Consider the following 25326-nt stretch of genomic DNA (forward strand, 5'->3'; position numbering starts at 1 on the left):
CGCTAGACGCACCTTTCCGATTAACAACAGAAAAGTGCGATCGCGCTACATACAGGATATGCGATCGCCAAATCAAATCCCTCTTCAACGGATTACAAACAAACCGTTTGTTTGGGCACGATATCATCGTGCCCAAACCCCGCCTCATATATGAACAATCGCTCACGATTGCGTTAGCAAAATTCAATTAAACGCTGAATTTTCCTAAACATTAAACCGGAACAACATTACATCCCCTTCTTGCACCACATACTCTTTCCCTTCACTGCGAACTAAACCCTTCTCCTTCGCCCCATTCATCGAACCAGTAGCAACAAGGTCATTGTAAGCAACGGTTTCAGCGCGAATAAAACCCCGCTCAAAATCTGTGTGAATCGCCCCGGCGGCTTGAGGTGCTTTCATTCCCGCCTGAATCGTCCAAGCGCGAGTTTCTTTCGGGCCAGTTGTTAAGAAAGTCCGCAACCCCAAAAGCTCATAAGTAGCGCGAATGAGGGATTTCAACCCACCCTCTTCAACCCCTAAAGACGCGAGAAAATCCCCTCGTTCCTCTTCCGGTAACTCAACGAGTTCGGACTCCACCTGAGCCGAAACCACCACCACTTGAGCATTATCAGTCACAGCCACTTGCCGTACTTGCTCCACCCAGTCATTCCCACTTGCCAAGTCATCTTCGGAGACATTAGCGGCGTAAATCACCGGCTTGGCTGTCAGGAGTCCCAACACTTTCACCGACTCCGCTTCTTCCTCGGTTAAACTCACCTGCCTCGCTGGTTTGCCTTCATTCAACGCCGCACTCAACTTTTCCAAGGCACCCAGTTCAATCTGAGCATCTTTGTTGGTACGAGCCTGTTTGCGGGTACGATCAATGCGGCGATCAACTTGCGCTAAATCAGATAACGCCAACTCCAAATTAATCACTTCAATATCTCGCACCGGGTCAACGGAACCCGAAACATGGATAATGTCATCGTCATCAAAGCAGCGCACCACATGGACAATCGCATCCACTTCCCGGATATTGGCTAAGAATTGGTTACCCAACCCTTCGCCTTGACTGGCACCCTTGACTAAACCCGCAATATCGACAAACTCCACACGAGTCGGCACGATTTGCTCGGAGCTAGAAATTTTGGCCAGAACTTGCAGCCGCTCATCCGGCACTGCCACGACGCCGACATTCGGCTCAATCGTGCAAAAAGGGAAGTTAGCAGCATCCGCCTTGGCATTAGCCACCAAGGCATTAAACAAAGTGGATTTGCCCACGTTAGGCAGTCCAACAATTCCGGCTCTTAGCATGACAGTTTGATTAGGAGTTAGATCAAAGATTTAGATGAAGACTAAACCCTCTTAATTTTATTGGAAGCCAGGAATGGTTTGGGGAATCGTCCCAGGTACAGTTTGAGGAATGGGAGACGGCACGATTTCGGGTACAGGTTGGGGTACCGCCGGTTGGGGAATGGGTGCAGGCACAGGCTCTGGTACTGGCTCCGGAACCGGTTGAGGAATGGGACTCGGTACGGGTTCAGGGATGGGAGCGGGATCTGGCGATGGAGCGGGATTCGGGGAGGGTAAGGGGGCGGGTTCTGGACTGGGAATTTGTGGCTCTGGAGCGGGGTAAATCATAATCGTTGTAATGCCAGATCTCGACTCCACCAAGGTATAGGGAAATCCTCAACCTTACATCACCCCAAATAGTTACGTCTCGCTACAATCTACGATTGATAAACTCAATTCAGACATGAGCTACTACTTCCGAGCATCTGGCTGATGATTGTATATTTGAACAGCGCGTGGCGATCGCTTTGCACATTCGCTATCTAGGTAAGGGGGAGAGGGTGAAAGATGGGGTGATCAGGAAAAACCTGCTCTCCCAAAATCCCTTGTCCTTCAGGATAGAGAAACTTGCCTGGTGATTGGCTCTCTACGTTGCGTCTGATGGGGGTGCTGTTGCTTTAATCGTTGAAATGGGAAAGTAAGCAACTCAGCTTCCCTCAAGACTGCCAATTTGTGATAAAATGCTAGACCAATTAAAAGCCCCTTTACTACAAGCCCTAAAAGAGCTCGCTCACAAGCCTCATGCTCCGTTTTATGCGCCAGGACACAAACGAGGGCAGGGCATCCCGCAACCCCTCGCCGATTTGTTGGGGGCGTCTGTGTTTCCGGCAGATTTGCCAGAATTACCCGACTTGGATAACTTATTTGCGCCTGAAGGGGTGATCAAAGAGGCACAAGCCTTGGCAGCAGAGGCTTTTGGGGCAGACCAAACGTGGTTTCTCGTCAATGGTTCCACCGCTGGAGTGATGGCGGCAATCTTAGCCACCTGTAATAGCGGCGATAAAATTATCCTGCCTCGCAATATCCACCAATGCGCGATCGCGGGCTTGGTACTTTCGGGGGCGATCCCCATCTTCATCAATCCAGATTACGATCCGATTACGGGTTTGGCTTACAGTATTACCCCAACAGCCCTGGCTACTGCCCTCAAGCGATATCCGGACGTCAAAGCGGTGATGATGCTCTATCCCACGTATCAGGGGGTTTGTGGGGATATACAAGCGATCGCTCACTTAACTCATCAACATAACATCCCCTTACTGGTCGATGAAGCCCACGGCCCTCACTTTGCCTTCCATCCCGACTTACCTCCGTCCGCTTTATCCGTGGGTGCTGACTTAACCGTGCAATCCACCCATAAAGTTCTCGGTGCGATGACTCAGGCATCAATGCTGCATGTTCAGGGGAACCGAATTGATCGAGAGCGGTTGAGTAAATCCTTACAACTGCTACAGTCTACCAGTCCCAGCTATCTCCTCCTCGCCTCATTGGATGCCGCACGGCAACAAATGGCATTGCAAGGAGAACAGCTAATGACTCGAACCTTGTACCTTGCCCAAGAGGCGAGAAGTAAAATTAGCCAACTTCCCCGATTATCCGTTTTAGAACCCGTCAACAGTCCAGGATTTTTTGCCATTGATCGAACACGCCTGGTTGTCAAAGTCTCTGAGTTAGGATTGAGTGGGTTTGAAGCCGATGAAATTCTCTATCAACAACTCGGCGTCACGGCAGAGTTGCCGACACTGGAACATCTCACCTTTATCATCAGTTTGGGTAATACAGAAGCCGATATTCAGCAGTTAGTCCAAGCCTTTAGCACCATCAGCCAAGACAACTACTGCCCCAAATGTGTCGCCCCTTTGCAGGATTTACTGCAAAAATGGAAGGCTGAATTGTTGTTTGTTCATCCTTCATCGTTTATCATTTCTCCGGTGCTCTCTCCCCGTGAAGCGTTCTTTGCCCCAACGGAAACACTGCCCGTCGAGCAAACCCTAGATCGGATGAGTGCGGAGTGGGTTTGTCCCTACCCACCCGGTATCCCAGCCTTAATGCCAGGAGAAATGATTAATCCGGCAGCTATTGAATACCTGCAACAAGTTCTGATTTTAGGGGGTACCCTCACCGGTTGTAGCGATCCCAGCCTCAAGACTCTGAAAGTAGTCAGTCATCAAAGTTAAATAAATCTGTTTTTAACCTGGCTGATGGGTCAATCGGGAAAGGACAATGACGAATGACGCATGACGAATGATAAAAAATGTCTTCCTCACTTTGGCCTTACGTCACCCCTGGCATTCCTGATGATTTATTTGAGCAGTTACCCGGTATCCCTCTAAGTCAGAGAGAGGTGAGATTGCTCTTGATTTCGGCGCTACGGATGCAACCGAACTCTTTGTTGTGGGATATCGGCGCGGGGACGGGCACCATTTCGGTAGAAATGGGATTACTGTGTCCCAAGGGTAAGATTATGGCGATAGAACGCGATGGGGAGGTGGCGAACCTGATTCGACGCAACTGTGAGCGTTTTGATGTGCAAAATGTCCAAGTGATTGAAGGAAGTGCCCCAGAATGCCTGAAAGACCTTCCCCAGCCACCTCAACGGGTTTGTATTGGGGGGGTGCGTCAAATCAAGAACATCCTCAAAGAAGTCTGGCGTTACTTACCCCCCTCCGGGCGAGTCGTCGCCACAGCTAGTAATCTAGAAAGTCTTTATGGCATTTCCGAAGCGTTTGCTCAGTTACAGGCACGCAACATTGAGGTTGTTCAATCTGCCGTCAATCGATTGGAGACACGGGGCACCCATCAAACGTTTGCACCCGTTAATCCGATTTTTATTCTCAGTGGTGAGAAGCTTGATTAGAGCGCATTAGTAAGCTACGCTACATCAGACAGTTGGGGTCTCAAAAGCGCAAACGTTTTGTGAACTTTTTTCAGCTCACCCCAATCCAGTTGAAGCGCCTTACTTTCTGATGTAGACGGATGGCGGTTTAGCGCCAATTCGTTACATTAAGCAAAAGCAGAGTGATTTCTTGGTGTGAGAGATGGTTATTTTCTCTGCTCTATCCGACCCCTCTCCATAACGACAGTTGCAGGCAACTGTCTTTTATCCGAAGCGTTCTATGCCCTGGTCTCGAATTTTTAGTGGAATTATTGCGATCGCCCTAGCCTTGGGGATGATCATTCTTGGCGGATGGTACTTTACCTTCGGCTTCTGCGTCATCGTCTCTCTGGGTCTATTGGAATATTTTCAACTGGTTAAGGCCAAGGGGATTGCGCCGGCTGCCAAAATCACCATCGTTGTCAGTCTCCTGCTGCTGTTTACGTCTGCTGTTTCACCCACACTCACCGATGCGCTGTTTCCCCTAGCAGGAACGTTTATCTGTTTCTATCTGCTATTCCAGCCCAAGATGGCGTCGATTGCGGATATTGCTTCCTCTATTTTGGGCTTACTCTATGGCGGCTATTTGCCGAGTTATTGGGTGCGGCTACGAGTCGGTTGGGTTGAGGCGTCAGCACTGCCTGCGGATGCCGTCGCGAGTGCGACGAACCTCCCTTTAAAAGGATACTGGCCTACCTCTTGGACTGACTTAACGGCTTTACCTGAAGCGTTAACCGCCACTTTACTCGCTTTTGCCTGCATTTGGGCTGCTGATATTGGGGCTTACTTTTTCGGTAAGTTCTTTGGTCGTACCCGCCTGTCTCATATCAGTCCCAAAAAGACCGTTGAAGGCGCTATTTTTGGTCTTTTGGGTAGCATCGCCGTCGCCACGGCTGGGGCGTGGTATCTGCATTGGCCGACTTGGCAACTGAGCGGTATTATTTTGGGCACGCTTGTGGGGATTGCTAGCCTTTTAGGAGATTTAACCGAGTCCATGATGAAACGGGATGCTGGAGTCAAGGATTCGGGACAATTGATTCCAGGTCATGGGGGTATTTTAGACCGAACCGATAGTTATGTTTTTACAGGCCCCTTAGTTTACTATTTTGTGACTCTTTTGATGCCTTTATTAGCGAAGTTGCTGTAGGGTACTAACGGATATTCATCAATAGAAATAGAGGGATAAACCCGCTTTAACAAGAGTAGCCAAAATACTCTTGGTTTTTGCTATTTAGAACTTAGGATATTGAAGTAACAAAATCAGCGATATCACTACACAAATACGGATAGAGTAAACCAAAATGTTGTTCCCTCTTCTGGGCGACTTTGAACACCTATTTCGCCGCCGTGAGCTGTAATAATTTGGCGACAAAGATATAACCCTAAACCTAAACCCGTATAGGGACGATGTCCCTGAGAGAAACTTTTTGCATCTTGGCCTCGGAAGTAAAGTTGGAACAAGTGATCGCACATGTCTTGACTCATGCCAACACCATTATCCGCAACGGTACAGCAAATGATTCCTTCCTTAACCTGAGCATCTAGCATGAGCCTGATTCCAGGTGGGTTATGGTTTAAGGCATTATTGAGTAGATTTTCAAACACTCGCCTGAGCTGCGCGGCATCGGCACTAATTAGCGGTAAATTTGCAGGAATGTGATTGATGAGAGTTGCCTGATTTTTCGCCAACAGTGGCTCGAAATCTTCAACCAAAATTCGCACCAGTTCATCCAGTTGTATGGGTTCACGCTGCAAAGCAACGCCCGCCACTTCGCTGCTATGAACTTCTAAGAGGGAGTTAATCAAACGCATTTGGCGATCGCTACTTTGAATCATCCGCTCTAAAACAGAGCGAGAAACTAGGATATTTTCGGGTTGGCTCAGCCTTGAAGGTTGAAGCGTTTCATCCGCACCTTCCATTTTCAATTTGCTAACTTTCAACGCCTGAGACTTGCTAACATTCAACGCCTCTGATTCCTGACCATTGAGTAAGTTATTGAGTACCATTAACCAACCCAGCACCGGCGTCCGCAAGTCGTGGGACACGGCGTGTAAAAAGATATCCTTGAGTCGGTGTAGCTCTTGGAGTTCGGTGTATTTCTGCTTCAGCTCTTGGGTACGCTCTTCGACTTGGTGTTCTAAGTTAGTATTGAGCGCCTGTACTTGTTCGTAAAGTTGAGACTGCTGAACAGCGATCGCCACTTGGGTTGAGAGGGCTTTGAGTAAATCCACTTCAAAGGGCTGCCAGTGACGGGTGCGATCGCATTGGTGAGCCACCAAGACCCCAAACACCTTTTTGTCACTGAGCATAATGGGTACCCCTAAGCAAGCTTTGACTTGATATTGCACAAAGTAATGCGTCCGTAAGGGGGAAAGATCAGCCTCAGTGGTATCGTCGATGATCTGAAGCTCATCGGATTCAAACAGTGTTTTAAGTTCTCTGATATAGGCTGAGTTCCCCCGCAATACTTCTAAAACTGAACCCCAATTAGCTGCCACCGATTCAGCCGCAATATTACCCTGCAATCGTTGATCAAAGTGAGTAATAAATACGCGATCGCACTCTAAAAATTGTCGAACTTCTGCAACAGTGGTCTGAAGAATTCGCTCCAGATCGAGGGATTGCCGAATCCGCAAAGCAATCTCTCCCAATAAGCGATCGCGTTGAACTCTCAGCAGGCGCTCTTCCTCGGCACGCTTGCCATCCGTGATGTCGCGCACAATGACCAAAACTTCGTCTTCCCCACACACGACAATTCTCGCTTCCCAATAACGCAACGTTCCATCAATTGGCAACTGGTACTCTAACGTTTGGATGGTTCGACACGAGAGGGCTTGCGCTATGAGCTGCCTAATCATCTGGGCTAGGGGTGGGGGTAAAACCTCCTCTACCTTTTTTCCAATTAATTCATTCGCAGGTACCAATAAATCATTGGCGTTTTCCGCATGGCAATCTAAATAAATACCCTCTCGACTCAAGCGAAAAATTAAATCGGGAATGGCATGGAGCAGAGCACGATTCCTCGCTTCACTTTGGCGTAGAGCATCTTCGGCTTGCTTGCGAACAGTAATGTCGCGCACTCCTACCACACGAGCCATGCGCCCCTGATAACTTATGCTTTTGGCGGTAATCTCGGCGATAAACGTTGTACCATTTTTCTTGAGACCTACGACTTCCAAGGGGTCATCACAGGGGAAATTTGAACGGGTTTGAATGATAGCCTGCGAACAGGGAGCAGTGATTTTCAATACAGATTGATTAATGAGTTCGGCTTTAGAGTAGCCAAGCAGTGCTTCGGTGGCAGAGTTAACATCGAGAATCACGCCGCGATCGTGAATCATTACCGCTTCAAACGTGGCATCAAAGAAACTCTGTAAACGTCCTTCGCTTGCCCTTAAACCCTCCTCGGCCTGCTTACGGTCTGTGATGTCCACCAACACGCCATCCCAAAGCAAATCGCCGTTCCTCTGCTGCTCCAAGCGGGAAGTCCCTTGAACCCACTTGAGTTTGCCTGATGGCGTCACAACCCGACCTTCCCAATTCCAAGGCTCACCCTTAGCCGCAGAATTCGCCACCGAACGTTCATAAGCTTCGCGGTCATCAGAATGGATTAAGTTGGAAAGCACCTGAAAGTCGGCTTGAATCGCCTCTGGTTCTAACTCATAAAGTTCTCGACAACCCGAACTGGCATAAAGAACGGAACGAGAGCCATCGAGACGTTGCAGGAACTGAAAAATCATTCCTGGTACGTTACCGGTGATTTGTTCCAACCGTAACTGGCTCTGCTTCAGGGCGTCTGCCGTCTGCCGGTGAGAGATGCAGGAACCGATCATCGCAGCCATGGTCATTAAAACGGCGGACTCATCGGGTGACCATTGGCGCTCCGAGTGGCAGTCATCAAAACCAATGAAGCCCCAAAGATGACCGTTAACGGGTATGGGGACAACCAAAATCGACAAAATCCCCTGCGATTCCAATAATTGCCGTTCTAGCACAGATAAGTCTCGCACTAACCCATGACAAGAGTGGCCGCCAGAAAGTGCCTCATACCAACGGCTCATACCAATAGAGGCAAAGGCGAGGTTTTGCAACTGAGGATTGTCAATTTCAGGCGTCACTGTTTCCCCTACCCATTCACACCATTGGCTCATCGCCGGTTCACTCGTCTCTGTGTGGGGATGAATCTCAAAAATATAGACTCGATCTACTTGGGTAACTTGCCCTAAAATCGCTAAGGTTTGGTTGATGACGGTTGCCAAGTCATCAGTTGTTAACAGTTGGTTTGTGGCTTGTGCCACCCCTTGCAGAAGATTCGGGTAAGCATGAACGGCGACACCATCAGTCTGCCAACTTGTTGAGGGTTCGACATTGTGGCCTCTAGCGTTAGTCATTTCAGGGGGTGGGAATACTAGATAAACTCAGTCCAAAAAAGTTGAAAACTGCCCAAATTTTGCGCGATTTAAGCCATTCATCTTGCCCCTCATTGATTCGGCGACGCACGCTCTTAGTAACGCCTAAGCGTACAACATAGCGCAAACGTAAGCGATAGGTATAGGTACAGGTCGCAAGTTTACGCTAACGCCTTCTGCACTTCATTCCCATCCAATCTCGCCGAGTTACTTGAGTAGCTAGCTATACCGCATAAGTTAACATTAAACCGCTCTTTAGCTATACAAATTTACAAAATAACAGAGCTAACTTTTAAAGGAAGCTTCCATCAAGATATCTTTAATTCTTAATTGGCTAGCTTCTCTAAAATAAAACTTTTTGAGCAACAAAATTTGAAAGAGTATCATCTTTCGATCCTCATACTAAGGACAGAATAATGAGCAGACAGAATCACAAAAAATCAATCAAAAAGCTTGTGGCACTAATCGGGGTTTCTAGTGCTAGTGTTTTCCTCAGTGTTCCGGCATTAGCACTGATCAATTTCACCTCTAGTAGCTTTGATGGCTCTCTTAAGAATCGCACTCTCAATGCTGAATCGAGTGAAGGAAGTAGACAATTATTAGCTCAGGCTACGTCCGGGACTAGCGGAACCGGAACAGGTACAACGGGCGCTGGTGGAGCCGGTACGGGTCAAACGGGTACTGGTGGAACTGGAACGGGTCAAACAGGCGCTGATGGTACGGGTGCTGGTCAAACCGGAACAGGTCAAACTGATGCTGGTCAAACCGGCGCTGGTGGAGCCGGAACAGGTCAAACCGGAACGGGTCAAACGGGTGCTGATGGTACGGGTGCTGGTCAAACCGGAACAGGTCAAACCGATGCTGGTCAAACGGGCGTTGGTGGCACAGGTGCTGGTGGAGCCGGAACAGGTCAAACCGGTACTGGTGGAGCCGGTGCTGGTCAAACCGATACAGGTCAAACCGGTACAGGTCAAACCGGTGCTGGTCAAACCAATACAGGTCAAACCGGTACAGGTCAAATGGGTACTGGTGGAACTGGAACCGGTGGAGCCGGAACAGGTCAAATGGGTACTGGTGGAACTGGAACCGGTGGAGCCGGAACAGGTCAAATGGGTACTGGTGGAACTGGAACCGGTCAAACGGGTAGTTTCGTTGAGTTGATGAGAGCTGGGTACGCTGCAACCCAGCAAAGAGACTACACGACGGCTTTGACTTACTTCCAGCAGGCGCTTCAGTTACGTCCTAATAATCCCTATGCCAGACGAGCGGTGAGTAATGTACAAGGTTATATGCAGCGTGACGCACAGCGTGGCACGACCACTACACCAACTAATCAGAGCGGTCGTTAGTTAAACCTTTCCTCTGCATCCACCAAGCTGGAGTTGAGATTACAACTCCAGCTTTTTTGTCACATTTGCGTCGCTTCCTAATCAAACGGATACTCCCGGTCATTCATGAAAATAAGATAATCGCAGGCATTGAGCATATGTGTGTCGCAGCTATACGATTGCTTTGGATACGGTACACAGCGCGATCGCCACTTTTGACGACAATACAATATAGGTTTTAAGCGCCGTCTCAACTAGGGCGGGGATAGTTGTATGAGTTACAAGCAGTTCCGAGCATTTCAATATCTCAATCAGACTCAATTACAAAACTTTGTCAGTGCCTGTCAAAAAATAACTATTCCTGCTGGTCAACGGATTGTGCAACAAAACTCCCAAGGGAACCAGATTTTCTTTGTTCTAGAAGGAGATGTTCGGGTGTTTCTCGACACTCCGACTGGCGAGAAGGAGCTATCTACCATCACAGCACCGACGGTACTCGGAGAAATCAGCTTTTTCAGTGGTGAGCCGAATTCTGCCAATGTTATGGCGTTAACACAAGTACGGGCGCTGGCGATACCATTTGACGTTTTGCGCCAGCGTTTGCACACAGGCGATGCAGCCTCTTCAATTGTGATGTTGAATATGGCAGCCGCGATCGCGCAACGAGCATCAGCCATGACTCGCAAAGTTTCAGAACTGTACAGTACCCAGCCGGATGTTCAGCTTTCAGAACTCCAGAATGCGAGTAAAACTCTTTTTGGTGAATGGAGTTTCTTATAAAAAAAGTTCTCTCAGTTGTTATAGAGAGAACGATTGTTAGGGTTTGAGGTGCAACACATGACACTCTTGTTTGCTGATGAGCGAATCTAGTCAATGAATATGACAACCCAATGGCAAAGAGATGACAATCTTGGATTGATACTCTTGATTGGCACTCAAATATTGAGTCGTTATTACTTACGAGTTATTAGCTAAAAGCCTTAATACAAAAGACTTTTACTAATAAATAATCACCCATTCAGATTCAGCCAGACGCACCCAGATTCAGCGCCGCCTTAGCATCATCCAATCGGGCAAGAGCTAAATCCATCTCACGATTTGGCCTACAACGACTCAAGATGGTGTTGTGTACCATATCAAAGGCAGACTCGAGCGATTCGCTATTTGTTGCCAAAATATCACTTTGAGCTGGGTAGTCTGAGGGTTGATACCCCGTCTGTTGACCACGCTTCACCGATAGCCCTGCCCAGGTTTTAGATTCTTCCAAGTGAGCGATCGCTTCCTGAGTTTGAGCATCCAAAGGATACAATCGCAACACGAGATCCCACAACTGGACAAAATGAAACTCCAGTTTGAGAATTCGATCAAGTTCCTCGCGGGTCGGCTCAAAATAGCGTGAAATGCGCTGACGCAGCGCTTGGGCTTCTAGAGAGAGGTTTGACATAAGCAGGGGAGAGATTCGAGCTTTTGAGCTGTGTAATCGAAGCAGATCTGCACCCCTACGAAAGCATGTAACAATCATCTTAACTACATTGTGTGATTAGCTTTTGCAGCAAGACAACCCCCTCCTACAAGTTACATTGCTAACCATCAGTACCCTGGCATAAAGGAATCATAATTGTGACCGAGATTGAACAGTACCTATTCGATCTGCAAGGGTTCCTGGTCGTGGAGGACGCCTTGAGTGGTGCACAACTCGCCGCCCTGAATGAGATTATCGACCAACAAATTGCCTTAGTTGATGAACCAGGGAAGCTGTGGTTGCGTTTCAACCGCTTACTGAGCTGGGGAACCCCCTTTCAAAACCTGATCGATAACCCCCGGATTAGTCCCTATCTGCTTGACCTGCTTGGCCCCAAATTTCGCTTAGATCACGACTACATACACATCATTCGTCAAGGGCCTGGACCCATTGGTAGTGATCTGCATGGGGGTGGGACTCCTTATGACCCTTGCCAGTATTACCAGTATAAAAATGGACGGATGTATAACGGCTTAACCGCCGTTGCCTACAATCTAACAGATGTGAATCCAGGAGAAGGTGGATTCGGTTGCATTCCAGGCAGTCATAAGAGCAACCTACCCCTCCCAGCAGAGTTGCAAGATTTAGACCATCCTCATCCCTGCGTACACGAGATAGGGGGCAAAGCGGGAACGGCAATTATTTTCACCGAAGCCCTAACCCACGGTACTCTGGTTTGGAAAGGACAGCGCGATCGCCGCACCCTGTTCTACAAATATTCTCCTTACCCCTCCGCTTGGTTGCGGAACTACTACAATCCTGATGATTATTCCGAACTAACGGAGGCTCAACGGGACATCTTAAGGACTCCTGGTGTTTATCCCTAATTGAGCTGAAAAGCTATCTTATACTAATTGGCTTTTTCCGTGTCATCCCTGACCCCCCTACCCCTCTTATTAAAGGGGGAGCAATTAGAGAATATGTGTCAAACTCAAACCTAATTGGTATTAAACCTGCTCTCAAAAAAGTAGCGATGCTTATGAGCCAAGCTAAAACTATCCTACGTTCTCTCGATCACGAACTTGATGGCTGCTCCAATGCTTTTGATTATTTAAAAGATTCATCAGGCTTACTCTCACAACCGGATGCACTGCGTTTGAGAATGCAAGAAGAGGGTTATTTGTATATTAAATCTCTTCTCAATTCCCAACAAGTGTGGCAAGTTCGTCGGGAAATAGCAGATTGCTTAGCGGCTGAAGGGTCACTTAGGGCTGATTCACCGATTGAGGATTGCATTGCCAAACCAGGCTTAAGAATGAGTTTTCGTCCTGATTTAGCGACTCGAAGCCCAACACTTCAAGAAGTACTTTATTCGGGAGCGATGATGGATTTTTTTCACCTTTTTTTAGGGGGAGAAGTCCGACATTACGATTACACTTGGTTGAGGGCCGTCGCCCCAGGACGAGGAACTTACCCTCATGGGGATAGTGTGTACATGGGACGGGGAACGGACTTTGTTTACACCGCTTGGACTCCTCTCGGTGATATTTCTTGGGAGTTAGGGGGACTGATGATTTTGGAAAAATCCCATCGTCTTGAAACCATTAAAAACGGCTATGGACGCAAAGATGTGGATAGTTACTGTACGAACAGAAACAATGCGTCAATGTATGCATCCGGTCAAAAGTGGTGGGATGGAGCACTCTCTAAAAATCCAGTCTCTTTGCGTAATAGATATGGAGGACGCTGGCTTTCTTCCGAGTTCCAGGCCGGAGATGTTCTAATTTTTAGTATATTTACGATTCATGCCAGTTTGGATAACCGTTCCTGTGCCATTCGACTGTCTTCCGATAGTCGTTATCAGTTAGCGTCAGAACCAGTGGATGAACGCTGGGTAGGGAAAAATCCGGTTGGTCATTCCGCTGCGGGAAAACGGGGGCGATGGTGCTAAGCTCGCGCTTTATTCCAGGAACACGCTCAATTCCATTCACCGTCAGGGCTGTAACGAATTTGTACGGTGACCCGCCCAGCAAAATTTAGCTATACTGCGGGAACTGAGGAGCAATTACTCTCTCGACCACCAACGGCAACATTTCTACATCAGGGACTGTGGACTCTTCCTCGTACTTGACATCGAGATTTGGCAATAGTGGGAATGGAGGCTCTCCTACAAGGAGAGGGAAGCGGATAATTTTTTTAGCTGAGAGAGGCTTTGATTGTCTCCCCTTCCAGCTAAAAACCAAACCCCATCTAATCAACCAACCGCTGGCAGAGTTGACGGAAATCATCGCCTCGATGCTCAAAGCTTTGGTATTGGTCGAAACTAGCACAAGCCGGTGAAAGCAGGACAACATGGGCATTATAGTCTTGAGCCAATTGAGCCGCTCTCGGTACCGCCTTCGTCATGGTTTCCACAATTTCGTAATGCTCATACCCCGATTGCTTCAACCGTTCAGCAAAGGCAGATGCTGCATCACCAATGAGTAAAACAGCCGCCGCTTTGGCATGAATCGTCTCAATCCAACCTGTATCGTCACCCGCTTTCGCTTCACCCCCAGCAATTAAAATCGTAGGACTTGCCACGGAAGATAATCCGACTTGAGCCGCGTCATAATTAGTGGCTTTACTATCATTAATAAAGTCAATTCCCTGCCAAGTGATGATGTGTTCCAGGCGATGAGGGACGCCAGGGAAATTAGCGATAGCCTCTTGAATCGCTTCCTTTTCAATTCCTGCCAACCGTGCCGCCGCCACAGCCATCAACAAATTTTGCTGATTGTGTTCCCCCACCATCCGCAAGGAATCTACCTTGACAATTGGCTCATTTTGTGAAGTAACCCAACCCTCTTGAATATAAAATCCCCGATTGGGGTCGCCTAATAGAGACTCTCTGCCTTTTACACTTGTCCAATAAGCATCAGGCCAGTGTTCCACACCCATTTTATGCAGGTAGGGGTCATCGCCATTGAAGATTTGAAATTGCGATCGCCCCAGGAGTTGCGCTTTGATATTGTAGTAATTGTCTAATGTTTTATGACGACTGAGGTGGTCGGGGGTAAACGTCGTCCACACACCAATTTTGGGAGCTAGGTCGTGTGAAGATTCAATTTGGTAACTACTGATTTCTGCAATCACCCAATCTGGGGGATTTTGGATTTTGAACTCCCCCCCTTGATAAGGCCGGAGCTTTAGTGAGGAGGATGGGGGGGGTGAATTTTGTATGGAAGACTCCTGTTGAGGCGACTCATTTGTCGTCCCTACGGCTGAGTTTAACGCCAGTTCACACGCAGCATTGCCGATGTTGCCGCAGGCGGGGGCATGGAAACCGGCAGATTGAAAGATGGCAGCAATCAGAGCCGTGGTGGTCGTTTTACCATTGGTACCAGTGATACCCACCCAAGGACAGGATTGGAGATGACGCCAAGCGAGTTCGAGTTCTCCAATCGTGTCAATTCCTTTGCTTCTCGCTGCCACTAATACCGGGATATCCCAAGGCACACCAGGGCTAACAACAATGAGTTGGGGTAAGTCTGCATCGTCGAGGGTTAAGGAATAACCCAGTTTAACGGTAATTCCCTCAGCCGCGAGGCTTTGTTGTTGTTGTTGCAGAGATTCGGAACCGTTCCGTGAAGCGATGCTTTCTGCACTAGCAGAATCGCTGAGTGTGACTTGCCAGCCTTGCTGCTGAAGGAGACGTGCGGCAGCGATTCCGGAGCGTCCCAGACCAATTATCTGAGCGTTGGGCATAAATTAAATGGCAGATATCCCTGGTTTAGCATTCCCCATAGTACTCAGGAGACTAGGAACTTGCCAATTACCAGGGAGAAAAGAACACTAACTTTTCACGATCGCGCCAAAGTCAGCGAGCACACGCGCATGATTCCGCAGTAACCCCAACAGATTCAAGCGATTCCGTTGGATAGCTAACTCCTCTTCTGTCGGATTTTCTTTCGCCGCCACCATCACCAACACACTATCCTCCCCATCAAAGAATCGGCTTACCGTAGGTGCATTTTCTACCAAAGCATTGACCAGTTGTTCGTAATTTCGCTGTTCTTGTGCGGCTTTCGTTTGCGGCACTAAATTAACAATGGCCTCATAGAAAGCTTGCTCTGAACTTTTTTGGAACAATGTTGTATCTACTACAGCCATAGGGTCGAGTTGTTGCGTATCCAAATCTCCTTTTTGGGTAGCGAGACGAGAAGAACGGTTAACCGTTTCGTAGATGTCATCTAACCTCCCGTCCTTACGGATTTCTTGGAGGAATAAGGCGCGATCGCGGACATCCAACAAATCTTTTAAGGCTCGCTCTGTATATTCCGGGTCATTCTCTCCTAAAACCGCATTCACCAAATCATAGTCAATATGATCTATCATCCCTGAGCTAGTTTTTGCTATCTTCTCAGGAGTAGCAGTAAATGCCTGGAGATATATGTTTCCTTCTTGCAAGAGCGTGCGGATACGTTGGATAAAAAACTCTTGTAACGTTTCTACCGGAGAATTTTTATCTGGATAAGCAGCTACAAAATCTGCTGATATATCCTGCAACAATTGATGCAGATTAATGCCTAAACCTTTCCACAATGAAATGTTAATGACTGCATTTGCCGCACGGCGCAGAGCGAACGGGTCGCTTGAACCCGTCGGTATCATTCCCAATCCAAAGATACTCACTAATGTATCAAGGCGGTCAGCTAAAGCTACCACTTGACCCGTCCGAGTATCGGGTAAATCATCACTTGCCCCCTTGGGTAGATAATGCTCAAAAATTGCTGTTGCTACGGCTTCTGATTCTCCACTAGCCGTTGCATATTTTTGCCCCATTACTCCTTGTAATTCCGGAAATTCGTAGACCATTTGAGTCACGAGGTCAGCTTTACACAACAGCGCTGCCCGGAGAATATCAGTACGTTCGGATTCTGAGACAGCGAGTTGGTCGGCAATTTGAGCCGCAATTTTTTCAATTCGCTCCACTTTACCGCGTACCGAACCTAACTCATCTTGAAACGTCACTTTTTCCAACTTGGGTAAGTAGCTTTCAAGGGATGAAGCTAAGTCAGTTTTATAGAAATACTGACCATCGGCTAACCGGGCTTTGATCACCCGTTCATTTCCGGCGGCAATGATGTCAGATTTATTCGAGTCTCCGTTAGAAATCGTAATGAAATAAGGCAGTAGTTTCCCTTCTTCTTCGTCGGTAAAAACAGGGAAATAGCGTTGATGAGTCACCATAACTGTCGTGACCACTTCCGAGGGCAAACTTAAGAATTCTTGCTCAATTTTTCCGACGACGGCTGTCGGCCATTCCACCAAGTTGGTGACTTCTTCCCACAAATCCTCGTCGATTGGGGCATAACCGCTCAGTTTTTGCGCGGCTGACTCCACTTGTTCTTTGATCAGGTTCTGTCGTTTTCCAGGTTCCACCATGACATAGGCAGAATGGAGAGACTCAACATAATCCGTTGCTTGGGAAATGGTGATGGATTGGGGGTGTAAAATTCGATGCCCGTAGGAGATGCGATCGCTCTTGATCGTCTCCGCTCCATTCTCCAGTTCAATGGGCAGCACGTCCCCATCCAGCAGCGTGACTAACCAGCGAATCGGGCGGGGAAACCTCAAATCCCCATCACCCCAGCGCATAAACCGCCTACCTTCTAAGCCGAAAATCCACTGGGGAATGAGTTCGGTGAGAATCTCTGTCGCAGCGCGACCGGGTATTTTCTTCAGAACAAAGACAAATTCCCCTTTATCGGTATCTCTAACCTCTAGGGCGTCCAGTTCTACCCCCTGCTTGCGGGCAAAGCCTTCTGCGGCTTGGGTGGGTTTGCCATCCTTAAACGCGGCTTTGGCGGGGGGGCCTTTTACTTCTTCTTCGCGATCGGGTTGCTGTTCGAGTAGCCCTGGAATCAATACGCCTAAGCGTCGGGGCGTTCCGTAGAATTCAATTGGCTCGTGGGTGAGGCATTGCTCCTTGAGAGACTGAGGAATACGCTCTTTCCACTGTGCGATCGCACTATCGACAAAATCCGCGGGTAATTCTTCTGTACCAACTTCCAATAAAAACGTAGGCATATCAATCAATCTAGAGAAGGCTGGACGTTACAGGCTGGTTTCAACAGTTTACCTTGCACAGAATCCCAACGGTTCTCGCTGCCACAGGGCGAGATTAGATAAATATCTCACTAGTGCAGACTGGCAGAAATCACCCACCAGTTTTTTGTCGCTGTTTCTCCGACTCCCCCTCCCCCATCCTCGTATGAGCTCCAATCCCCCTCCCCTATTCCCCATCCTCACGTAGCAATTCCTCGGTACGTTTATGGGTGATACATATCACTGACAACTCAAACTTTCGTCGGTCAATCTTCGTTCTCAAAAGGATATATCACTCAACTCAACAGTGCACTCTAGATAGATATTCATGCTGATGGTTGGGAGTAATATTTATAGCAAAGGAGTTAAAAATGAAACCGGATAAATCAAAGCCTCAAGACCCTGAAATTTTCACTTCTTCCAGTGAATCAACGCTCTATCAAGACGCCGTGAATGAAGTTGTTGATGAATACGAAATTAGTGCCAATTCAGACCAACCAACGGAACTTAACCCAGCCACTCAAAAAGAATTAGGTGAAGTTGAAAGAGCATTAGAAGACTCGGTGATGGGGATTGAAGATGCATCTTAGGTCATTCAATTACCCAAAAAAACGCTAATTTTGTTGAGTCACTTCTACATAAATATGCTCCAATCGCACGGGCTGGCGAGAAATGGAGTCGAGGGGAATACCATCAAAGCGGGCGATAATTTCTTTCAGTTCCAATTGTTCGGGTAACCAGAAAGTGAGGTCATTGCCATAACGACGGTGAGTGAAGCCAAAGGATTGAGCACGGGCGATCGCTTGTTCCTCCTGAGGGGTTTGCACCACTAGCATTTCTTGCGCTAGAATCCGTTGTCGTAACTCCTGCAAACTCCCCTCCGCTACAATTCGCCCTCCCTTGAGAATGCCAATTCTCTGACAAAGACGTTCCGCTTCATCTAATAAGTGAGTTGTGAGCAGAATCGTCATGCCCTGGCTTTTCAAACGCCGAATCAAGTCCCAAATCTCATAACGTGCCTCAATATCTAAACCTGTCGTCGGTTCATCTAAAATTAACAACTTGGGTTGATGCACTAAAGCAACGGCAATATTCATCCGTCGCTGCATCCCTCCACTCAAGGTTTCTATCGGACTTTTTGCCCGATCTAAGAGATTAACCGCTGCCAGACTTTTCTCCACTTGTTGCCGACGTTCTGGTGTTTTTAAACCGTAGATTCGAGCGTAAAAATTTAAGTTTTCTTCACAGCTCAGGGTTTTATACAGCAAATTTTCTTGAGGGGCGACGCCAACCCAAAGTTTTGTGGTTTTGGATACGGGTTTGCCATGAATTTGAATGATTCCACTATCGGCACTCAACAAATTACAAATAATATTAATCGTGGTTGTTTTTCCGGCCCCATTTGGCCCTAATAATCCATAAATTTCTCCAGGCTGGATATGCAGCGTTAAATCTTGAAGAACTTGTCGCTCTCCGTAAGACTTGCATAATTTATCGATGTTCAGCACGATGTCAAGTCCACACTAGGGCACAACTGTTATATCATTTCAATTTAATTGGGCTATGGCAGTCCTAAAGGATTCATGAAAACTTTCCCTTCTCGGTGGTGCACCCTGTATAACTCGACTTAAACGTCAATCGATTGGCTACGTTCTGCCAGGTTGGCAACAACGGCAACTAACTCAGCCGGTTCAACGGGCTTAGGTAGGTGCATGTGGAAACCGGCATCGAGAGTACGAGTCCGATCCTCCTCTCTCGCGAATGCGGTTAAAGCAACGGCGAGAATTGGCTTTCCCTGATCGACTTCCAGGGTTCTGACTTGGCGAATCAGCGAGTAGCTATCTTCCTCTGGCATACCGATGTCGCTAATGAGAATATCGGGTTTTAATTGTGCGATCGCATTAATCGCTTCCTCAACCGATGTCGCTGTTCGGACTTGCGCCTTGCACTGTTCGAGAATAAAAGCGATCAATTCTAGGGTATCGGCACAGTTATCCACCACCACCACCCGCAAGCCATCGAGGGCTGGAAAGTTATCCAGAACGATTCTGTACTTCTGGGGTGGCTGCTTTGGCTCGGAATGAATCATTGGTAGCTGCACGATAAAGGTTGCTCCCTCGCCTTCCCCCTCACTCGTGGCATAAACGACGCCGTTGTGCATTTCTACCAATTGACGCACGATCGCTAAACCCAATCCGAGTCCGCCATGGGTTCTTGTGGTTGTACCATCAGCTTGGCGAAAGTACTCAAACACGTAAGGCAGAAAGTCAGGCGGAATCCCCTTACCGGTATCCCTGACGACGATCTGAGCGTAGGGGCAACCCCAAGACTCGCTGTTACCCTGTTCGAGTCGAACTTCGATCCGCCCTCCCTGAGGCGTAAACTTAATGGCATTGGAAAGCAAATTCCAGACAATTTGCTGCAAGCGTTCCGCATCGCCCATTACTGAAGGCACGGAGGGGTCAAGCATCGACTCAATCTGAATCTCCTTGAGATCCGCCGTGGGGCGCACATTCTCAATGACGGCACTGATGATATGGTCCAGGTGAACTGGATAAGTATTGATGCGAATCTTGCCTCGGATGATGCGCGAGATATCGAGAATATCGCCGATCAGTTTTTTCTGGGACTGGGCATTTCGCTCAATCGTCTCTAAGGCTCTAGCCGTTGTCACGACGTTCACGGTTCGGTTCCGCAGGATAGTCACCCAACCTAGGATGGCGTTCAAGGGTGTGCGGAGTTCGTGGGAGACGATCGATAGAAACTCATCCTTGATGCGATTGGCTTGCAGAGCTTCCTGATAAAGCCGCGCATTGTCCATGGCGATCGCGCACCGTTGCGCCAGTTCCACCGCCATCATCAGATCGCCCCGACTGTAGCGGCGTTCGGGTTTTGACGAAACAAAGACCATCGTGCCCAGCGTTCGCTCACGGGCGATCAGGGGTACGATCATGTAAGATTTAGCATTAAACTGACGCAGCAGTTCCAGATGTGCCGCATCCTGTGCAATGGAGATGAGGAATGCATCGGGAATGTCGCTAATCAGTTTGGGTTCCCCAGTTTCTAACACCCTGGTTATGCCATAATCCGCCTCGAAGGGAAGCCGCTCGTTTACTCGGCGTTGCAGAATTCGGGCTTTCTGCTCGGCATCGGTTGCCGCCACAACCGGCTGATTGAACAAGGCTGGGTTGTTTTCAGCGCAATCAATAAAACACCAATCTGCCAGACGAGGCACGGCTAATTGAGCCATCCGGTTCAGGGTGGTGGAGTAGTCGAGACACGACGCTAACAAACGACTCGCCTCAGCCAGGAAGGCAGATTGTTCAGCTTGTGCCTCAGCCGCTTCACGAGCCGCCTGCTCACGAATGAGTAACCTTTGTTGTTCCTCCATCCGCTGGCGCTCGGTGATATCCCGGAGTAACCAGCGTAGGGCGCTCACCTTGCCTCCCGGTTCGCGCACAGGCGTGACCGTTAACGCGGCCTTCATCACTTTATCCTGGCGGGGCTGGAGAGTTACTTCCCACTCCTGTACTCGGTCTACCTGAGCGAGCTGAATCAAAAGAGCATAAAAACGCTGCCGTTCTGGCTGAGCAATAAAGACACTCAGGGGTTTGCCCACCAGAAATCGTGGCTCAATGTTGAGCATCGAGGCGGCAGCAAAGTTGGCTTCCTGAATTTTCCCATTCACATCCGTGACTAAATAACCATCAGGAGCCAACTCAAACAGTTCAACGTAGCGCTGGCGTTGAACTTCCACAGCCTCACGAGTTAATATCAATTCTTGATTTTGCTGGAGTAGCTCGCTTTGGGCAACCGACAGTTCTTCTAAAGCAATGTGAAGTTCCTCGCAAGCCTCTCTCAGGAATTGTCGCAGCTCGTGAGGTGGTAGAGATGGGGTATCGCTTACTACATCCCTTTCTTGCAGCAGATCAGTCACACGAGAGAACCAATGTTCTATTTTTGGAGCCAATTCATCGAGATTCATCTTAAGTAAAGTTTTTTATAGTTATAGTTGAAGTAGCTATCATTTGTACGTTGTTATACCTGAAAATCATTGATCTTCATAGTGAACTATAACCGTTTTTAAGAAGTTTTTCTCGCTCTTGAGAAGTATCTCTCAAGACGGGTTGGTTTTAAGAGCAGGAGCCTTCAAAGCCTGCGCTCAACCCGCAACATCCGTTGATAAGAAAGCCATCCTCCGGCCATCATCAGCAGGGAAAACACACACAAAAACCAAAAATGCTCTTGAATATCTGCTAAATCCTTGCCATTAGCCCAGACATTTAGCAAAGCTTCATTCATATGATAAATAGGGTTAAATTTGGCGATATCCAACAATTTTTTCGGAAATAAAGAAGCTGGCAGAAAAGCTCCCCCTAAAATCAACAGGGGTACCCCGAAAGCGGCAACTAAAGCATTGACATCCTCCGTCCGCCGTGCAAACTGTGTACCGAGAATAAATCCTACACCCACATAGGAAATAATACTGAGTAAGATAATCAAGACCCCCAGCAGCACAGAACCTTGAAATTTAGCGCCCCAAAAAGCCGACAAGGTATACACCAGCAGGGCTTGACCGATACCAATACAACTGTGGGCGAAAAAAATACCTAGAAAATAGGACGTTCCACTCAAGGGGGAGATAAATAAGCGCTTAAGCGTTTGCTGTTCTCGTTCAGCAACCACTGTTGCGACACTGCCACCCAGGCAACTGAAAAACAAAGCAGCACCCACTAAGGTAGAAGGAGCAGCACTTTCAAAGGCTTTAGCGCTGGACAGCTTTGCTCGTTCTGCCAAAATGAACCCGTTTAGCAAGAGGACAGAGATCGGGAAAATACTCCAAAAAATCAGGCTGCGGCGTCGTCGCCCCAATTCAATCAAGATTCGCTGGGCTACCGCCAGTGTTTCGCGCCAATATTTCATTCTGTCAGGATACGCTTACGATCGCATGAGTCAATCATCCAATTCTCCTCTATCATCACCCCCGTCACTTCCCCCTAACCACGAGGAAGACAGCGCACAGAACTTTCCTTCAGTCTCTCGACGGACGGCACTCAAATTACTCAGTGTTGGTGCTGTAGGTAGTGTTCTGGGATACTCTCGTTTCTCGAAGCCTCAGCCTACAGTTTTTCAGCAAGACACCCTGGATTTACCCCGCCATTTGAGCCAACCCAAAACAGTGGTTGTGGTGGGGGCAGGACTCGCGGGACTCGCTTGTGCCTATGAACTGAGTCAACGCGGATTTAGTGTCACGCTGTTGGAAAAGTCGCCTCAATTGGGAGGAAAAATTGCCAGTTGGCCGATCCAGGTAGGGGAGGAAACCTTCATGATGGAGCATGGGTTTCATGGCTTTTTCCCGCAATATTACAACCTCAACAGCCTGGTTGAAGAACTCAAAATTCGTGATAATTTTGTCTCGTTAGAGTCTTATGCGGTGGTTTTTCGCGATGGGAAATACCAGCCAGAGGTGTTTAAACCCAACCATTCAGCGTTTCCCTGGAATGTGGTAGATTTAGCGATCGCATCTCCCAATTGGCTACGCTGGGGGATTAATCTCACCAAACTGCAACACTGGAAAGTGTTCCGGGAAATTGGAGGGTTTCAGATTCCAGAGAGTTTTGAGCGCCTGGATTCCCTATCTGTGGCTCAATGGATTCAGCCCGATTTCCCCCAAGGACTTTATGATTTATACTTTTTACCCTTTGCCAAATCTAGCCTGAACGCCCCAGATGTCTTGAGTGTGGGAGAACTCATGCAGTTTTTCCACTTCTACTTTTTTGGCAATCCAGAGGGACTGGCTTTTAATGGCACCAGGCAAGATATGGGTACGAGTTTAGTGCAACCCATCCGTCGAGCGATTCAGCAACGGGGCGGCAAGATTGTCACAGAAGCAAGCGTAAGCCGGATTAACTGCCAACGCAATCAAATTGAATCTCTCAGCTATCAGCAGGGAAGTGTGCAAAATGATGTTCCCTTTTGGGTTCAGCGTAGCGTGGGGAACTCCGAGTCAGTCGTAGGGGCGACGTATGCATCGCCCGAAAAAGAGTCAGGAGTGCTGGACTATTACGGGGCGGGGGATGCCGTTTTTGCCGCCGTACCGGGAAGCGATGAAGCCATTTCTCTCACCTGTACTCACCAAGGCTGTACCGTGCAGCACCAAGCGGATGGGAAGTTTCTTTGTCCTTGTCACGGCGCACTCTATGACAAGGAGGGGCGAGTCTTGGCAGGGCCGGCTCAACGGGATTTACCTCGTTTCCAAATTACTCAACGCACTGAAGATCAGGTGCAACTGGTAGGGGCGACACAGGCATTGCCCCTACAAACCTCTGGAGAGACAATTCAGGCTGATTATTATGTGTTTGCCACCGATGTACCTGGAGTCCAGCAGCTATTTAAGCGGTGCGAAGGTGAGGTGAATCCACAGGTACAAACTCAGGTGGAGAAATTAGCGATCGCAGACCCATTTGCCGTTGCCCGTTTCTGGTTTGACCGCGACTTTGACTGGGAACACAGTAATTTTACTTCGTTATCGGGCTATCAACTCACCGATAGCATCACGCTGTATCACCGAATTCAAGACCAATTTATCGCTTGGCACGAGAAAACGGGGGGCAGTGTGGTGGAGTTACATGCTTACTGCTACAAAGAAAAACAATTCCCGAATCAGCAAGCTTTGCTGACGACATTTGAACAGGAACTTTATGAAATTGTCCCCTTTCTGAAACAGGCGACGATGCTACATCGAGAACTGGTGAATCAGAAGAATTTCTCTGGCTATCCACCCGGAAGTTATGCCCAGCGTCCCGAAACTTCCACCGATATTTCCAATCTGATTTTTGCCGGGGATTGGGTGAAGATGCCGTTTCCTTGTGGCTTGATGGAACGGGCGATTAGTAGTGGGTTACTGGCAGCGAATCAGATTTTGCAGCGAGAGGGGTTAAAGAGGCGATCGCTGTTTTCAGTGAATCCGGAAGGTATCTTGAAAATTTAGCTTCTACTGTGTTGCTAATGGCGAATAGATGGAACTTATCCCCACTAGCCATTACCCAATGGAGCCAACTAAAACTCCTTTTGTTCGCGATTGCCCTTTAGGGCAATCGCGAACCGATTTTGCATTTTAACAGTTCCTGGAAAACTCGCTTTTTACACAACTGTACCCTAACTTCATAAGAATGCTCCCTAATCTCACGAGCTCGAGCTTGAATTTTATAAGACTGAACTGTAATCTGCTTAGACTCAGCCCTAAGCTGAATAGAATGAGCGATCATCTGATGAGACTCAGCCCTAATGTTACTAAACTCAGCCTTAAACTTATAAATTCTGCTTCCGACAAATCTTTTTGCTTTGAGCATACGGCTTGCCAAAAGCTTAGCCTCATCCATTGGGAGCTTCTTTGAGTTAATCAGATTAGAGATTTCCTGATTCATCCATTCCAGTTCTTGCTTTGCAAACTCCAATTCCTGAAGGCATTTATTTGTATACTCATACGCATCAGCCAACTCTTGCTTCAAGCTTTTTACATGTTCTTGCAAGAGTTCCATGTCTTGCTCCATATCCCATATTTTTCTCTCGTTCAACTCTTTGATTGGAGCCAGATTAGAAGGGTTATCTTGATTAGAACTTGAGCTTTCACTATTCATAAACTTTTAGATTAAGATTTAGTTTATTCATCAGCTGGATTACTTCCTGCTTGTATCTTAGTACATCTGCTAAAAAGTATACTTGTCATAATTGTAGACATAATAACTAAATGCCTTAAACCTCCAGCGAGTTCAAACCTCTCCAACGGTTGCTTACTGAGGGGTTTGACCTCCATTCCTTATAAT

Annotated in this window: 19 protein-coding genes; 9 read left to right on the forward strand and 10 right to left on the reverse strand. The window is 47.9% G+C overall.

What is annotated here, in order from left to right; genetic code table 11:
- Positions 1–204: 204 nt before the first annotated feature.
- Both ychF and NDI48_29060 read right to left on the reverse strand, forming a co-directional pair.
- Positions 205–1296, reverse strand: a complete 1092-nt coding sequence (gene ychF / locus NDI48_29055) for a redox-regulated ATPase YchF (protein MEP0835213.1) — start codon at positions 1294–1296, stop codon at positions 205–207.
- Between the two features lie 57 nt (positions 1297–1353).
- Complete coding sequence (locus tag NDI48_29060; protein MEP0835214.1) at positions 1354–1623, reverse strand: gamma-aminobutyric acid A receptor, epsilon-like protein; 270 nt, start codon at positions 1621–1623, stop codon at positions 1354–1356.
- Between the two features lie 392 nt (positions 1624–2015).
- On the opposite strand from NDI48_29060, the gene NDI48_29065 reads away from it, so the two are divergent.
- The 3 genes from NDI48_29065 to NDI48_29075 all read left to right on the forward strand — a co-directional run bounded on the left by NDI48_29065 (position 2016) and on the right by NDI48_29075 (position 5357).
- On the forward strand, positions 2016–3512 hold the full coding sequence (locus NDI48_29065) for an aminotransferase class I/II-fold pyridoxal phosphate-dependent enzyme (protein MEP0835215.1): 1497 nt from the start codon (positions 2016–2018) through the stop codon (positions 3510–3512).
- 77 nt (positions 3513–3589) lie between these two features.
- Complete coding sequence (gene cbiT / locus NDI48_29070) at positions 3590–4192, forward strand: precorrin-6Y C5,15-methyltransferase subunit CbiT (GenBank protein ID MEP0835216.1); 603 nt, start codon at positions 3590–3592, stop codon at positions 4190–4192.
- A gap of 259 nt (positions 4193–4451) precedes the next feature.
- Positions 4452–5357: a phosphatidate cytidylyltransferase gene (locus NDI48_29075; GenBank protein ID MEP0835217.1), complete on the forward strand. Its 906-nt coding sequence runs from the start codon at positions 4452–4454 to the stop codon at positions 5355–5357.
- A gap of 125 nt (positions 5358–5482) precedes the next feature.
- On the opposite strand, the gene NDI48_29080 is transcribed toward NDI48_29075, so the two are convergent.
- Positions 5483–8602, reverse strand: coding sequence for a PAS domain S-box protein (locus tag NDI48_29080; protein ID MEP0835218.1), 3120 nt, complete (start codon positions 8600–8602; stop codon positions 5483–5485).
- Between the two features lie 434 nt (positions 8603–9036).
- On the opposite strand from NDI48_29080, the gene NDI48_29085 reads away from it, so the two are divergent.
- Together NDI48_29085 and NDI48_29090 are read left to right on the forward strand one after the other, a co-directional pair.
- Positions 9037–9969 (forward strand): tetratricopeptide repeat protein, encoded by a 933-nt coding sequence (locus NDI48_29085; protein MEP0835219.1) that lies wholly within the window; start codon positions 9037–9039, stop codon positions 9967–9969.
- A 252-nt stretch (positions 9970–10221) separates the two neighbouring features.
- Positions 10222–10728: a cyclic nucleotide-binding domain-containing protein gene (locus NDI48_29090; GenBank protein MEP0835220.1), complete on the forward strand. Its 507-nt coding sequence runs from the start codon at positions 10222–10224 to the stop codon at positions 10726–10728.
- A 244-nt stretch (positions 10729–10972) separates the two neighbouring features.
- Here NDI48_29090 and NDI48_29095 read toward each other — a convergent pair whose 3' ends face one another.
- Positions 10973–11392, reverse strand: a complete 420-nt coding sequence (locus NDI48_29095; protein MEP0835221.1) for a hypothetical protein — start codon at positions 11390–11392, stop codon at positions 10973–10975.
- Positions 11393–11568: 176 nt separating this feature from the next.
- Here NDI48_29095 and NDI48_29100 point away from each other — a divergent pair, with 176 nt between their 5' ends.
- Both NDI48_29100 and NDI48_29105 read left to right on the forward strand, forming a co-directional pair.
- Positions 11569–12297 carry a phytanoyl-CoA dioxygenase family protein gene (locus NDI48_29100; GenBank protein MEP0835222.1) on the forward strand — a complete coding sequence of 243 codons (729 nt, stop codon included), beginning with the start codon at positions 11569–11571 and terminating at the stop codon, positions 12295–12297.
- 152 nt (positions 12298–12449) lie between these two features.
- Complete coding sequence (locus NDI48_29105) at positions 12450–13361, forward strand: phytanoyl-CoA dioxygenase family protein (protein ID MEP0835223.1); 912 nt, start codon at positions 12450–12452, stop codon at positions 13359–13361.
- A gap of 299 nt (positions 13362–13660) precedes the next feature.
- On the opposite strand, the gene murD is transcribed toward NDI48_29105, so the two are convergent.
- Together murD and glyS are read right to left on the reverse strand one after the other, a co-directional pair.
- Positions 13661–15157 (reverse strand): UDP-N-acetylmuramoyl-L-alanine--D-glutamate ligase, encoded by a 1497-nt coding sequence (gene murD / locus NDI48_29110; GenBank protein MEP0835224.1) that lies wholly within the window; start codon positions 15155–15157, stop codon positions 13661–13663.
- Between the two features lie 87 nt (positions 15158–15244).
- Positions 15245–17482, reverse strand: coding sequence for a glycine--tRNA ligase subunit beta (gene glyS, locus NDI48_29115; protein ID MEP0835225.1), 2238 nt, complete (start codon positions 17480–17482; stop codon positions 15245–15247).
- A 389-nt stretch (positions 17483–17871) separates the two neighbouring features.
- On the opposite strand from glyS, the gene NDI48_29120 reads away from it, so the two are divergent.
- A complete protein-coding gene (locus NDI48_29120; GenBank protein MEP0835226.1) occupies positions 17872–18090 on the forward strand; it encodes a hypothetical protein in 219 nt (72 codons plus the stop codon).
- 24 nt (positions 18091–18114) lie between these two features.
- Here NDI48_29120 and NDI48_29125 read toward each other — a convergent pair whose 3' ends face one another.
- The 3 genes from NDI48_29125 to NDI48_29135 form a co-directional block, all read right to left on the reverse strand.
- Positions 18115–19008: an ABC transporter ATP-binding protein gene (locus NDI48_29125; GenBank protein ID MEP0835227.1), complete on the reverse strand. Its 894-nt coding sequence runs from the start codon at positions 19006–19008 to the stop codon at positions 18115–18117.
- A 119-nt stretch (positions 19009–19127) separates the two neighbouring features.
- On the reverse strand, positions 19128–21485 hold the full coding sequence (locus tag NDI48_29130) for an ATP-binding protein (protein ID MEP0835228.1): 2358 nt from the start codon (positions 21483–21485) through the stop codon (positions 19128–19130).
- Between the two features lie 164 nt (positions 21486–21649).
- Positions 21650–22423, reverse strand: a complete 774-nt coding sequence (locus tag NDI48_29135) for an ABC transporter permease (GenBank protein ID MEP0835229.1) — start codon at positions 22421–22423, stop codon at positions 21650–21652.
- Between the two features lie 25 nt (positions 22424–22448).
- On the opposite strand from NDI48_29135, the gene NDI48_29140 reads away from it, so the two are divergent.
- Positions 22449–24491, forward strand: a complete 2043-nt coding sequence (locus NDI48_29140) for an FAD-dependent oxidoreductase (protein MEP0835230.1) — start codon at positions 22449–22451, stop codon at positions 24489–24491.
- Between the two features lie 97 nt (positions 24492–24588).
- Here NDI48_29140 and NDI48_29145 read toward each other — a convergent pair whose 3' ends face one another.
- A complete protein-coding gene (locus NDI48_29145; protein MEP0835231.1) occupies positions 24589–25140 on the reverse strand; it encodes a hypothetical protein in 552 nt (183 codons plus the stop codon).
- Positions 25141–25326: the final 186 nt, after the last annotated feature.

It is taken from the genome of Microcoleus sp. AS-A8, from assembly GCA_039962225.1.
In the GTDB taxonomy this organism is placed as follows: domain Bacteria; phylum Cyanobacteriota; class Cyanobacteriia; order Cyanobacteriales; family Coleofasciculaceae; genus Allocoleopsis.

What these genes read in the sequence shown, in the direction of transcription:
- NDI48_29105 (MEP0835223.1), top strand. Translation starts at nt 12,450, where the DNA reads ATGAGCCAAGCTAAAACTATCCTACGTTCTCTCGATCACGAACTTGAT.
- ychF (MEP0835213.1), bottom strand. Translation starts at nt 1,296, where the DNA reads ATGCTAAGAGCCGGAATTGTTGGACTGCCTAACGTGGGCAAATCCACT.
- NDI48_29145 (MEP0835231.1), bottom strand. Translation starts at nt 25,140, where the DNA reads ATGAATAGTGAAAGCTCAAGTTCTAATCAAGATAACCCTTCTAATCTG.
- NDI48_29090 (MEP0835220.1), top strand. Translation starts at nt 10,222, where the DNA reads ATGAGTTACAAGCAGTTCCGAGCATTTCAATATCTCAATCAGACTCAA.
- NDI48_29085 (MEP0835219.1), top strand. Translation starts at nt 9,037, where the DNA reads ATGAGCAGACAGAATCACAAAAAATCAATCAAAAAGCTTGTGGCACTA.
- NDI48_29135 (MEP0835229.1), bottom strand. Translation starts at nt 22,423, where the DNA reads ATGAAATATTGGCGCGAAACACTGGCGGTAGCCCAGCGAATCTTGATT.
- NDI48_29140 (MEP0835230.1), top strand. Translation starts at nt 22,449, where the DNA reads ATGAGTCAATCATCCAATTCTCCTCTATCATCACCCCCGTCACTTCCC.
- NDI48_29075 (MEP0835217.1), top strand. Translation starts at nt 4,452, where the DNA reads ATGCCCTGGTCTCGAATTTTTAGTGGAATTATTGCGATCGCCCTAGCC.
- NDI48_29130 (MEP0835228.1), bottom strand. Translation starts at nt 21,485, where the DNA reads ATGAATCTCGATGAATTGGCTCCAAAAATAGAACATTGGTTCTCTCGT.
- NDI48_29065 (MEP0835215.1), top strand. Translation starts at nt 2,016, where the DNA reads ATGCTAGACCAATTAAAAGCCCCTTTACTACAAGCCCTAAAAGAGCTC.
- NDI48_29095 (MEP0835221.1), bottom strand. Translation starts at nt 11,392, where the DNA reads ATGTCAAACCTCTCTCTAGAAGCCCAAGCGCTGCGTCAGCGCATTTCA.
- glyS (MEP0835225.1), bottom strand. Translation starts at nt 17,482, where the DNA reads ATGCCTACGTTTTTATTGGAAGTTGGTACAGAAGAATTACCCGCGGAT.
- NDI48_29060 (MEP0835214.1), bottom strand. Translation starts at nt 1,623, where the DNA reads ATGATTTACCCCGCTCCAGAGCCACAAATTCCCAGTCCAGAACCCGCC.
- NDI48_29120 (MEP0835226.1), top strand. Translation starts at nt 17,872, where the DNA reads ATGAAACCGGATAAATCAAAGCCTCAAGACCCTGAAATTTTCACTTCT.
- NDI48_29080 (MEP0835218.1), bottom strand. Translation starts at nt 8,602, where the DNA reads ATGACTAACGCTAGAGGCCACAATGTCGAACCCTCAACAAGTTGGCAG.
- cbiT (MEP0835216.1), top strand. Translation starts at nt 3,590, where the DNA reads ATGTCTTCCTCACTTTGGCCTTACGTCACCCCTGGCATTCCTGATGAT.
- murD (MEP0835224.1), bottom strand. Translation starts at nt 15,157, where the DNA reads ATGCCCAACGCTCAGATAATTGGTCTGGGACGCTCCGGAATCGCTGCC.